At 72.2% G+C, this 11,701-nt stretch carries 11 protein-coding genes; 3 read left to right on the top strand and 8 right to left on the bottom strand.

All coding sequences use genetic code 11. The annotated features are described in order from the left end of the window. Nucleotides 1–10: 10 nt before the first annotated feature. Nucleotides 11–748, bottom strand: a complete 738-nt coding sequence (locus J3S20_RS24470) for a DsbA family protein (RefSeq protein WP_216839519.1) — start codon at nucleotides 746–748, stop codon at nucleotides 11–13. A 104-nt stretch (nucleotides 749–852) separates the two neighbouring features. Further along, nucleotides 853–2,250 carry a M48 family metalloprotease gene (locus J3S20_RS24475; RefSeq protein WP_216839522.1) on the bottom strand — a complete coding sequence of 466 codons (1,398 nt, stop codon included), beginning with the start codon at nucleotides 2,248–2,250 and terminating at the stop codon, nucleotides 853–855. On the opposite strand from J3S20_RS24475, the gene J3S20_RS24480 reads away from it, so the two are divergent. Together J3S20_RS24480 and J3S20_RS24485 are read left to right on the top strand one after the other, a co-directional pair. After that, nucleotides 2,201–3,724 carry a gamma-glutamyltransferase gene (locus tag J3S20_RS24480; protein WP_246603230.1) on the top strand — a complete coding sequence of 508 codons (1,524 nt, stop codon included), beginning with the start codon at nucleotides 2,201–2,203 and terminating at the stop codon, nucleotides 3,722–3,724. The genes J3S20_RS24475 and J3S20_RS24480 overlap by 50 nt on opposite strands. A 7-nt stretch (nucleotides 3,725–3,731) precedes the next feature. Next, nucleotides 3,732–4,901: a pyridoxal phosphate-dependent aminotransferase gene (locus J3S20_RS24485; protein ID WP_216839524.1), complete on the top strand. Its 1,170-nt coding sequence runs from the start codon at nucleotides 3,732–3,734 to the stop codon at nucleotides 4,899–4,901. A gap of 142 nt (nucleotides 4,902–5,043) precedes the next feature. Here J3S20_RS24485 and J3S20_RS24490 read toward each other — a convergent pair whose 3' ends face one another. The 6 genes from J3S20_RS24490 to J3S20_RS24515 form a co-directional block, all read right to left on the bottom strand. Further along, nucleotides 5,044–5,877, bottom strand: coding sequence for a 4-(cytidine 5'-diphospho)-2-C-methyl-D-erythritol kinase (locus J3S20_RS24490; RefSeq protein WP_246603231.1), 834 nt, complete (start codon nucleotides 5,875–5,877; stop codon nucleotides 5,044–5,046). Further along, nucleotides 5,874–7,592, bottom strand: coding sequence for a tetratricopeptide repeat protein (locus J3S20_RS24495; RefSeq protein ID WP_216839526.1), 1,719 nt, complete (start codon nucleotides 7,590–7,592; stop codon nucleotides 5,874–5,876). Before J3S20_RS24495 ends, J3S20_RS24490 begins: the two co-directional genes overlap by 4 nt. Nucleotides 7,593–7,665: 73 nt before the next feature. Then, nucleotides 7,666–7,956, bottom strand: a complete 291-nt coding sequence (locus J3S20_RS24500; protein ID WP_216839528.1) for a hypothetical protein — start codon at nucleotides 7,954–7,956, stop codon at nucleotides 7,666–7,668. A 5-nt stretch (nucleotides 7,957–7,961) separates the two neighbouring features. Further along, the gene (locus J3S20_RS24505; protein ID WP_216839530.1) at nucleotides 7,962–8,279 is read right to left on the bottom strand and encodes a hypothetical protein; all 318 of its coding nucleotides are present in this window, start codon (nucleotides 8,277–8,279) and stop codon (nucleotides 7,962–7,964) included. A 94-nt stretch (nucleotides 8,280–8,373) separates the two neighbouring features. Beyond that, nucleotides 8,374–10,416, bottom strand: a complete 2,043-nt coding sequence (locus J3S20_RS24510) for a sodium:solute symporter family protein (protein ID WP_216839532.1) — start codon at nucleotides 10,414–10,416, stop codon at nucleotides 8,374–8,376. Between the two features lie 4 nt (nucleotides 10,417–10,420). After that, nucleotides 10,421–10,726, bottom strand: coding sequence for a DUF4212 domain-containing protein (locus J3S20_RS24515; protein ID WP_216839533.1), 306 nt, complete (start codon nucleotides 10,724–10,726; stop codon nucleotides 10,421–10,423). 143 nt (nucleotides 10,727–10,869) lie between these two features. Here J3S20_RS24515 and J3S20_RS24520 point away from each other — a divergent pair, with 143 nt between their 5' ends. Then, entirely contained in the window at nucleotides 10,870–11,496 is a 627-nt protein-coding gene (locus J3S20_RS24520; protein ID WP_216839534.1) for a hypothetical protein, read from the top strand. The last annotated feature ends 205 nt before the right edge of the window (nucleotides 11,497–11,701 follow it).

The raw sequence follows: 11,701 nt of genomic DNA on the forward strand, positions 1-11,701 counted from the left end.
CGGCGGGGTTTCAACGTGCTGCGCGGGCCTCCGCCACCAGCCGCTCCAGCGTCGGCAGGTCCACCGCGCCGGGCACCAGGGTGCGGCCGATCACGAGCGCCGGCGTGCCCTCGATGCCCAGCGTCTGGGCCAGGCCGAGATTGGCCTCGATCCGCGCGGTGACCTCCGGATGGTCCATCTCCCGCCGCAGCCGCGCCCAGTCGAGGCCCGCGCGTTCCGCCTGCTGGCGCAGCACCGGCTCGGTCGGCTCCGTCCGCAGCCCCATCAGCGCGTCATACAGCCGGCCATACCCACCCTGGCGCTGCGCCGCGAGCAGGGCGCGGCTGGCCAGCACGCTGTTCGGGCCGAGGATGGGCAGGTCCTTCATCACCACGCGGAGGTTGGGGTCGCGGCGGATCAGCGCCTCCATGGTCGGGTGCAGCTGCTTGCAGTAGCCGCAGCGGGCATCGAAGAACTCCACCAGGGTCACGTCGCCCTGCGGATTGCCCTTCACCGGGTCCGCGGCATTGCGGAACAGCGCCGCCTCCTGCGCCTGGATGGCTTCCCGCCGGGCGGTGGCGCGCGCCGCCTGCTCCGCCGCCTCCAGCCCGCCGAGGGCCTCGCGCAGGATATTCGGGTCCTCGCGCAGCGCCTGGCGCAGGATCTCGACGATCTCGGCCCGCTGGGCGGGGGTGAAGCCCTGGGCCACCGCCGCCAGGGGCAGGGCCAGGACCAGCAGCAGGGCGGCGGCCCGGATCAATCGGCGCATGGGATTCCTCACCTGCCGCGGAGCGGCGTTCATCACCTGCCGCGGAGCGGCGTTCATCACCTGCCGCGGAGCGGCGTTCGTCACCTGCCGCGGAGCGGCGTCCATCATCTGCCGCTTCGCGGCCGGTTCTCGGGCTCGGCGGCGTTGCGCAGGTCCTGCGCCCGCAGCCGCTGCGGCCCCGCCGGCAGGGCGGCCTCGGCGCGGGTGGCCAGCCTGCGCGCGCTGGCCGGGTCGCCCAATAGCAGCGCCTCCTCCGCCAAGGCGAGGTCGGCCTGCGGCATATTGCCGAGCCGCCCCTGCGCAACCGCCACCTGGCGCCAGACGAAGGGGCTTTCGCGTTCCGTCCGCAGGGTGGCGTCCAGCTCCTCCAGCGCCTGGCGCAGCTGCGCCGGCTGGCCCAGCTCGATCAGCACCCGGGCATGGCTGAGGCGGACCATCGGCTCGTCCGGCGCCAGGCGGCTGGCCATTGCATAGGGGGCCAGCGCCTCCGCCGGGCGATGGCCCTCGAACAGGATCTGGCCCTTCAATTCGTGCAGCCAGGGCGAATTCGGCGCCTCCGCGATCAGCGCCTCGACCAGCGCCACCGCCTCCGCGATGCGGCCGGATCGGAACTGGGCGATGGCGCGGGCATAGCGGGCGGGGGCGGAGAGGTCCGAGGGCGGGTAGCGGCGCCAGGTCATGGCCGGGGCGTCGATGAAGCCGTCCAGCTTCGCCCGCACCATGGCAAAGCTTTCCTCGAATCCGGGCGGCGTCGGTGCATCGGCGAAGCGGGACCGCAGGATATGCTCGCGGGCGAATTCCAGACGGTCGCGGGACAGGGGGTGGGTGCGGAAATACGGATCCTGCCGGCCGACCGCCAGCAGCTCCTGCTCCAGCAGCTTCTCCAGCAGCGATTCCAGGCCGCGGGAGGACCAGCCGAGCCGGTCCAGATAGGTCACCGCCGCCTGGTCGGCGGATTGTTCCTGGGTGCGGGTGAAGGCGTAGAATTCGCCCATGGCGCTGGCCTGGCCGCCCAGCATGCCCGCCGCCAGCGCGCCGGATTGGCCGGAGGCCGCGGCCGCCGCCCCGCCCAGCAGCATGGCGCCCACGGCCCGCAGCATGGCCGCGCGCATCTCATCCGGCAGCCGCGCCAGGTGGCCGCCCGCGATATGGCCGGTCTCATGCGCCAGCACGCCGATCAGCTCCCGCACCGATCCGGCCTGCTGGATCAGGCCGGTATGGATGAACAGCCGGTTGCCGGTGCTGACGAAGGCGTTTATGGCCCGGTTCTGGATCAGCGTGATCCGAACCAGTCCGGGATCCACCCCCGCCGTGCGGAACAGCGGGTGCGCCAGGCGACGGACCAGGTTTTCGGTCTCCGCATCCCGGATGGTGACGATGCGCGACGAGGCCGATTGCGCCGCGGTCGGTCCGGCGGTGACCAGCGCGACGAGAAGGGCGAGGACGACCAGGATGACGACCAGCTTGGTGCCGGCGATCGAAGTGGCCAGGGGGCGCGACATGGCCCTTAGCCTAGCGCGATCGGTGCCCTCGGCCCACCCCGAAGCCTCCCGCCGCCCGGCGCCACGCGCCCTGCTGCCGCTGGTGCTGCCCCTGCTGCTGGCCGCCTGCGGCGCCGAGACGGCGCTGACCGGGGGCCCCACGCCCCAGGCCGGCGAGGAAGGATTTGTGCGCGGCTTCCTGGGCGGCGTGGCGGCGGAGGAGCCCCGCGCGGCGCTGATCGCGCGCAACGTGCTCTCGGCCGGCGGGTCGGCCGCCGATGCGGCGGTGGCGGGCGGCTTCGCGCTATCCGTCACCCTGCCGTCGCGCGCCGGGCTCGGCGGTGGCGGCGCCTGCCTGCTCTATGCGCCCAGCCGGAACGAGGTGGAGGCCATCGTCTTCCCCGCCGGCCCGCGTGCCGCCGTGCCCGCCGGCGCCGACCGCCCGGCCGCCGTGCCGCTGATGGCGCGCGGCCTGTTTGCCCTGCATGCCCGCGCCGGGCGCCGGCCTTTCGAGGAATTGATCGTCCCGGCCGAACAGGCCGCGCGCTTCGGCACCGAGGTCAGCCGCGCCTTCGCAGCCGACCTCGCCGCCGTCTCCGGCCCGCTCTTCGCCGATCCTGGCGCCGCCGCGGCCTTCGGCGGCCCCGGTGGCCAGCCGCTGGCCAGCGGCGCGCGGATGACCCAGGTGGATCTGGGCGGCACGCTGGCCACGCTGCGCACCGCCGGCGTCGGCGACCTGCACCAGGGCGCGCTGGCGCGGCGGCTGGAGGAAACCTCCCGCGCTGCCGGCGGCATGCTGACGGTGGCCGAGCTCCGGGAGGCGGTGCCCCAGGTGCTGCCGCCGCTGCAGTTGCGCGCCGGCAACGACCTGGTCTCCTTCCTGCCGCCGCCGGCCGATGGCGGCCTGGCCGCGGCGGCCGCCTTCGCGGCACTGCAGGCCGGCGCCCCTCCGGAAGCCGCCGCGGCGCGCAGCGTGGCCAGGTCGCCCGCCTGGCGCAGCCGCGGCGGCACCCCCATGGCGTTGCTCTCGGCCACCGACCTGCCGGCGGCCAGCCTCGGCCTGTTGCCGGCCTCCACCGGGCTGACCGTGGTGGATCGCGACGGCATGGCGGTGACCTGCGCCTTCAGCATGAACAACCTGTTCGGCACCGGCCGCATGGCGCCGGGCACCGGCATCCTGCTGGCGGCGGCCCCGGGCATCGGCCAGGTGCAGCCGGCGCTGCTCTCGGCCGGGCTGGTGCATGCGCCGAACCTGCGCGCCTTCCGCGCCGCCGCCGCCGGCAGTGGCCAGCAGGCCGCCCCGATGGCGGTGGCGCTGCCGCTGGCGCGGGTGCTGGGCGGCACGCCGGCCGCCGGCGCCGTGGGTTCGGCGCCGGAGCCGGGCCGCACCCAGCTGATGTCCTGCCCGCGCTACCTGCCGGGCGGCGAGGCGAGCTGCGCGGCGGTGACCGATCCGCGCGGCGCCGGCCTCGCCGTGGGGGCGGTGGACCGCTGAGCCGGCCATGCCGCTGAAGACGGGCCGGGGCGCGGAGGCCCCGCCCTTCCTGGTCATGGACGTGATCGCGGCCGCCAATGCGCGCGCCGCGCGCCTGCCCGCCGGTGCCCCCGGCGTGCTGCGGATGGAGGTCGGCCAGCCCGGTAGCGGCGCGCCGCGCGGGGCGGAGGAAGCCGCCATCCGCGCGCTGCAGGCGCGCCGGCCGATGGGCTATACTGAGGCCTTCGGCCTGGCCTCGCTCCGCGCCCGCATCGCGCGGCACTACCAGGACCAGTATGGCGTCGCGGTCCCGCCGGCGCGAATCGCGGTGACGGTGGGGGCCTCCGGTGCCTTTCCGCTGGCCTTCCTGGCGGCCTTCGATGTCGGCGACCGCATCGCCATGGCCGCACCCTTCTACCCGCCCTATGCCAATATCCTGGCCGCGCTGGGCATGGTGCCGCAGCTGCTGCCCTGCGATGCCACCACCCGCTTCCAGCCGACCCTGGAAATGCTGGAACGGCTGGACCCGCTGCCCGCCGGGCTGATCGTCGCCAGCCCCTGCAACCCGGCCGGCACCATGCTGGCGCCGGAGGAGCTTTCTTCAATTGCCCGCTGGTGCCACGCCAAGGGCGTGCGGCTGGTCTCGGACGAGATCTATCACGGGCTGTCCTGGGGCACCGTCGCCGAAAGCACCGCCGCGGCGTTTTCCGACAGCGCCATCGTGGTGAACAGCTTTTCGAAGTATTTCTGCATGACCGGCTGGCGGATCGGCTGGCTGCTGCTGCCGGAGGATCTGTGCCGGCCGGTGGAATGCCTGGCCCAGAACCTGTTCATCAGCGCCCCCCACATCGCCCAGGTCGCCGCCGAAGCCGCCTTCGACTGCACCGAGGAGCTGGAGGCGAACAAGGCCGGCTACCGCCGCGCCCGCGCCGCGCTGCTGGAAGGCCTGCCTGCGGCGGGTTTCGACCGCATCGCGGCGGCGGATGGCGCCTTCTACCTCTGGTGCGACATCGGCCATCTCAGCAATGACAGCCTGGATTTGTGCGCCCGGATGCTGGAGGGGGCGGATATCGCCGCCGCCGCCGGCGTCGATTTCGACCGCGAGCGGGGGCACCGGTTCCTGCGGTTCAGCTATTGCGGGGCGGAGGCGGAGGTGGTGCAGGCGCCGGCGCGGCTGAAGGACTGGCTCAGGCGCTGAGGGGGGGGCACCCTGCCCCCACCCCGACCAGCCTTCGGCGTTGCGGCAGTGCCGCAACCCCCCGCAAGTGCGGGGGAGGGAGCAGCCCTTCTCCCTCCCCTGCGGAGCGGGGGAGGGTCGGGGTGGGGGCTTCGGCGCCCCCTCACCCCAACACCCCCCCACCCCAGCGCCACCACTCCGCCGGCAGCGCCGCCGCCGCGGCCTCCGCCTGGGCGGGCGTGGCGAAAAGCCCGAAGCAGGTCGCACCCGATCCGCTCATCCGCGCCAGCAGGCAGCCCGGCTGCGCTTCGATCGCGGCCAGCACCTCCGCCACCGGGGGGCAGAGCGTGATGGCGGCCTCCTGAAGGTCATTCCCCAGCGGCCCCAGCCATTCGGCCAGCGCCGCGGCATCCGCCCAGGCCGCCGGCAATTCGGCCGGCGCCGAAAAGCCGCCCTGCCGCGCGCGGAAGACGGCCGGCGTAGCCAGCGGCAGGCGCGGATTGGCCAGCAGCAAGCCGCAGGGCGGCAGCGGCGGCACAGGGGACAGCACCTCCCCCACCCCCTGCATCCGCGCCGGCCGGCCGGCCAGGCAGACCGGCACATCGGCGCCGAGCCCCGCGGCCAGTGCCGGCAGATCCGCCGAAACCCCCCAAAGCCCCGCCAGCACCCGCAGCGCCGCCGCCGCATCCGCCGAGCCGCCGCCGATGCCGGAGGCCACCGGCAGGTGCTTGTCGAGATGCAGCGCCGCCCCCCGGCCCGCCCCCAGAGCCCGGGCCGCGCGCAGCACCAGATTGTCCGGCTCCGCCGTCAGCGCCGCCGCCTCCGGCCCGCCCAGCGTCAGGCGCAGCGCCGCCGCCGGCGCGGCCGAGACCCGGTCGCCGATGCTGGCAAAAACGGCCAGGCTGTCCAGCAGATGGTAACCGTCCGCGCGCCGCCCGGTCACGCGCAGGAACAGGTTGACCTTGGCCGGCGCGAAGCCGGATTGAAGCAAACTCAATCCCGGCGCTGCGCCGTGGAGGCCGGCGGGTCCGGCAGGCCGTCGCGCAGCTTGGTGGTGATCTTCGCGAGGTCGTCCGGCTCCGGCTCAAGCCCCAAGGCGCGGCGCCACTGGAATCGGGCCTCCTGCTGCCGGCCGGCGGCCCAGTAGACGTCGCCCAGATGGTCGTTGATGACGGAATTGCGCGGCTCCAGCTCCACCGCGCGTTCCAGCGCCGCCAGGGCGCCCGGGATATCGCCCATGTGGAACAGCGCCCAGCCGAGGCTGTCCACGATATTGCCGTCGTTCGGCCGCAGCTCCACCGCGCGTTCCAGCATGCGCCGCGCCTCCGGCAGGCGCTCGCGCCGTTCCACCCAGGTATAGGCCAGGTAGTTCAGGACATAGGGCTGCTCCGGCGCCAGCTCCAAGGCGCGCTGGAAATCCGCCTCGGCGCGCGGCCAGTTGCCGGATCGCTCATTGGAGATGCCGCGCGCATAGAATAGCGGCCAGTCACCGCCGCCCGGCGTCGCGATGCGGGCCAGGGCGCCGTCATAGGCCGTGACCGCATCGGGGAAGCGATTGCGGGCGCGCAGCATGTCGCCCAGGCGCAGCAGGGGCTGTGGCGCGCTGGGCATATCCGCGGCCAGGCCGCGCAGCAGCGTCTCCGCCATCTCCACCCGGTCCATGCGGTCGTACAGCCCGGCGCGGCGCAGCGTGGCGACGCTGGCCAGCGGATCGCCGGCGGGCAGCCCTTCCAGCACCTGCAGGGCGGTCTCGGGGTGGCGGTCCTCGGCGTAGTTCTCGGCGATCAGCAGCAGCGTCGGCGCAAAATTCGGCCGCAGCCGCAGGGACAGCCGGGACAGGATCAGCGTCGCCTCCCCACCGCCCTGCTGGCGCAGCGCCGCGGCCAAGGCGAGGTAGGATTCGGCAATGCCATCCACCGCCGAGCCGACGGGCCGGGTTTCCAGCAGGGCGCGGCGGCTGGCCGGCGTCGCGGCCGCCACCGCATAGTCGCCGAGGCCCCGCGCCAGGCCATCGACCAGCGCCATGGCCTCCGCCTCCCGCCCCGCGCGGGACAGAATGGCGGTGGCCACCTGCAGCAGGCGCAGCGAGGGGTCGGGCGTTTCCGCCATGGCGATGCGGATGGCGCGCTCCGCCTCCCGCGTCCGGCCGGCGAGGTCGGCGATCAGCGCCATGTGCAGGGCGTGGATGCCGCGCAGCCGCCCGGCCTCGGCCAGGGGGCGCAGCGTGGCCAGCGCCGCATCGGTCTGCCCGCGGCCCTGCTGCACCCAGGCCAGCAGCAGCGGCTGCAGCAGCTGTGAGGGGCCCTGGCGCGGCAGGGCGCGCACCCGCTGCTCGGCCCGGTCCCAGCGGCCGGCGAGCGAATCGGAGCCCACCAGCAGCAGCGCCGCCGCCTGGTTCTGCGGCAGGCGGCGCGCCAGGCGCAGCGCCTCCGGCCGCCCGTCCAGCAGGGCGGCGGCGAAGGCGCGGCTCAGCACCTCCGGCTGGTCGGGGTCGCGGCGCAGCGCCTCCAGCAGCCGGTCGGCCGCGGCGCGCGTATCGGTCTCGGATTGCGCAAAGCGGCCGGAGAGGTAGTTGCCGAAGACCCCGGATGGCTCCGCGGCCTCGGCCGAGACCGGCGTGGTGGCCGGGCTGGGCGTTCCGGCGGCGGCACAGCCCGAGAGCAGCGCGGCGGCGAGCAGAAGGGCACGACGGGGCGGGACGAACCAGGTCATGCCCGTGAGCCTAGCAGGCAAGCGCGCGGCTTCGCCAGGAGGCCGTGGATGCATCGCAGCATGGGCGCAGGGATCAGCCAAGGCCCAGCAGCAGCAGCAGCCCCGCCCCCGCGACCCAGGCCAGCATGGCCGTGGGCAGGGAGGCGCCGAGCCGCTCCAGGATCGCGGCCGGCAGGGCGGAGAGCAGCAGCGTGGCGGTGGAGACCATCAGGCTCGCGCCGTAGAAGACGATCTCATTGGTGGGGGTCAGCATCTCCGGCAGCCAGACGGGATGCAGCGCCATCATCACCGGCAGGGCCGGGCTGATCAGGCCATTCATCAGGCAGAGGCCTACCACGGCCACGAAAAGGGTCTGCGGCTGCATGGCGCTCAGCCCGCCCCGGGCGGCGTGATGCGCGGGCCGAGGCCGGCCGAGAGCATCAGCACGCCGGCCACCAGCCGGATGCCGAACAGCCAGCAGGCCGCGACCAGCGGCAGGAAGCGCGGGTGGACATAGGAGGGCACGGCGCGCCGGGCGAGCCAGACGGCCCAGCCGGTCAGCAGGCGGAATCCGCGCCAGATGTAGTTCGGACTGTCCTCCGGGACGATCGCCTGCATCATGAACCGGCCGAGGCAGGCCCAGGCGGTCAGCGCCAGGATATAGAGCGGGATCCAGAAGCCGAGGTGGTCGGCGACGAAGGGCTGCATCGGCGGCGAAAGATCCTGACGGGTCGCGCATCAGACATGGAAAGGGCGGCCGCGTCACCGCGGCCGCCCCTCAGCCATTCAGGCCGCTGGCCTGCTACTCGACGGCCTCGCGCCGATCCACCAGGCGAACGCCGCCCTTCGGGATGCGGATGTCGTCGATGAAGTCCTGCATCGCCTGGCTGGGCGCCGTGGTGAACTTGGAGACCAGCCAGATGGTGAAGAAGGAGAGCGGCACGCCGACGATGCCGCCCGAGATGTTGTTCAGCGTCCAGAGCCGCGCCACCGTCCGGCCGCGCAGCACCACGCTGTCCGTCGTCAGGATCAGCTGGCCGAACCACGACATGGCGCCATCCGTGATCTGCCCCGCATTGGCGACCAGGGCCGCGGCATAGGCCTTGAGCTCCGCATCCGCGGCCGGCAGCGCGGCGGTCTGCCGGGCGGCGGCCAGGATCGCCTCCTTCGTGCCGAAGAGCTCGACGAAGGACAGGCCGTAGAACTCGGTCCAGACCAGGTAGCCGGTGGTGAAGATATAGCCCACCGCCATGCCCCAGCAGGCCGCGGCATTGGTCGTCTTCTTGTACCAGACGCCCATGACCAGCGCGGCGAAAAGCCCCGCCGCGGCGATGGAGAAGGCCCAGGCCACCAGGAACAGGATGTCCGCCCCCGCATTGCCCGCCGTCCAGGCCGCCAGGATGGCCACCAGGATGAGCAGGACGCGGGAGATGATAAGGCGCTTGGCCGTCGGCGCGTTGCGGTCGATCATCTTGTAGTAGACGTCGTGCGACAGCGCATTGGCGAGTGCCAGCAGCAGCCCGTCCGCGGTGGAGAGCGCGGCCGCCAGGCCGCCCGCGGCGACCAGGCCCGCGATGACATAGGGCAGGCCCGCGATTTCCGGCGTCGCCAGCACGACCACGTCCGGATGGATGCGGAATTCGCCCCATTGCACGATGCCGTCGGTGTTGACGTCGACGATGTTCACCCACGGCACGCCGTAGGGGGAGACGATCTGCCAGTTTCGGATCCACTCCGGCAGCGCCGCGATCGGCTGGCCGATGACGGTCTGGTAGATCTCCAGCTTGCCGAAGGCCGCATAGGCCGGGGCGGTGAAGTAGAGCAGGAAGATGAAGAACAGCGACCAGGCGACCGACTGCCGCGCCTCACGCACCGAAGGCGTGGTGAAGTAGCGCATCAGGATATGCGGCAGGGCGGCGGTGCCGACCATCAGGCAGAAGACGAGCGCGAAGAAGTTGAAGGCGGCGGACCAGGAGAAGGCGCCGTTGGGGCCGATGAAGGGCGCCGTGTGCCAGCCCGTCACCCCAGGTGGCGGCAGCATCCCCGCGGCGCGGAAGCCCTGCTCCAGCCCCTCGATCCGCTCCAGCGCGAAGCCGTACATGATCTGCGGCACCGGCACGCCGGTGAGCTTCACCGACATCAGCACCGCCGGGATCAGGTAGGCGATGATCAGGATGATGTACTGCGCCACCTGGGTCCAGGTGACGGCGCGCATGCCGCCCAGCATGGAGCAGACCAGGATGCCGGCGAGGCCCAGGAAGACGGCGGTGAGGAAGGAGACTTCCAGGAAGCGCTGGGTGATGATGCCCACGCCCACGATCTGCGCCACCACATAGACGAAGGAGGCGGTGATCAGCACGATGACGCCGAGCGAGCGCGCGACATTGCCGCCGAAGCGGGCGCCCAGGAAGTCCGGCACCGTGTACTGGCCGAATTTCCGGAGGTACGGCGCAAGCAAAATCGCCACCAGCATGTAGCCGCCGGTCCAGCCTAGGATAAACGCCAGCCCACCATAGCCGAGCGCGTAAAGGCTGCCCGCCATGCCGATGAAGCTGGCGGCGGACATCCAGTCCGACCCCGTCGCCATGCCGTTGTAGATCGCCGGCACCCGCCGCCCGGCGACATAGTATTCGGCCACCGCCGCAGTGCGGCTGATGATGCCGATATAGGCATAGACGCCGATGGTCAGGACGACGAAAAGATAGCCGATGATGCGGTCCGGGACGCCCATCTGCTCGAGGATCGCGAGCAGGACGACGAAGACGGCGAAGCCGCCGGTATAGCCGGCGTAGATCTTGCCAAGACTGGCGATGAAGGGGTCCTTGCTCCCCGCGCTGGTGGACATGGGATCAGTCCTCCTGCACGCCGAATTCCTCGTCGATCTCGTTCTGCCGCTTGGCGAACCAGAAGAGACCGACGACGAAGACGATCAGGCTGCCCTGGGCCGCGAAGTAGAAACCCAGGGGAAAGCCCAGGACATGGATGGGATTCAAAGCATTCGCGAAGAAATGGATGCCGAAACCGGCAACGAACCATATCCCCAGGACCGTCCACATCAGCCCGGAGGTCTTCTTCCAATAGGCCTCGCCATTCAGCCGGTCGGTGGCAGCCACCCGGGCGCCCGTCCGAACCTCGACATCCTCCACCAAAGGCATCCGCTCTCTCCCCCGCCAGGCCGCCGGCCACCCCGGCGGCGACACGCTTCATCGCCGGCATGCGGCGTGAATTATTCGTTGTACGAGCGGCTATCATGTGTCCGCCCCGTCATGCAACATCGTTGCGAGGAGGCAAGAGGGGTATGGTGCTGACGTGGCTGCGGCAGCGTCTTCGGGCGGCGCCGTCCGACGATCCGCGGGCGCTGGACGTGTTTTTGGAACGCCAGGCCGCCTTCGTCACACAGAAGACGGTGATCGATTATTGCCGCGTCAAGGCGGGGCGGTCGGAGCGCCAGACCTTCGCCGATCCGGATTTCCAGGCGGCGCTGAACCACTGCCGCTGGCAGACCTTCCCCGCCGCGGTGCAGGACGTGGCCGCGCTCGCCGAGGCTTGGCTGCGGCCGCATGCCGGCGGCGCCGAACCCCGCCTGGCCGAGGCCCTGGCACGAATCGCGGCCGATATCCTGGCCCGGGCGGAGGCGCCGGAGGCGGAGCGCGCGGCGATCGCGGCGGAGGCCGCGCTGCTGCCCGCCCGCCTCGCAGCGCGGCAGGAAAGCCCGCCGGCCACCGCCGACCGCCTGCCCCTGGCGGCGGAGGCGCCGCTGCTGGCCACCCTGCCGATCCACCCGGACCAGCGGATCGGCGAGACGCCGGCGATCCGCGGCGCGCTGCGCTTCCACATCGTCGCGACCCAGCAGGAGATGGAGCGCGCCTTCGATCCGGCCGGCCTGGCGCGCAACCTGGCTGCAGTCTTGTTGCGCAGCCCGTAATGTAATCGCGTTGGTTTTATGGCAGTCGTGTAATATCCAGACATCTCATGAAGCATTCGTCATGCAACACTTCATGATGAAATCATTTTCATAAAATTCCGACTTCCCAGTCTCTTCCCCAGCCAGGACGTTTTGTATTCGCGCGAATCGGCGGTTCCGCGAAAGCACAACAAGCCAGAACAGGCCACAACAGGCGGGGCTCGGC

The sequence above is a fragment of the Falsiroseomonas tokyonensis genome (genome assembly GCF_019024325.1).
Classification (GTDB): domain Bacteria; phylum Pseudomonadota; class Alphaproteobacteria; order Acetobacterales; family Acetobacteraceae; genus Falsiroseomonas; species Falsiroseomonas tokyonensis.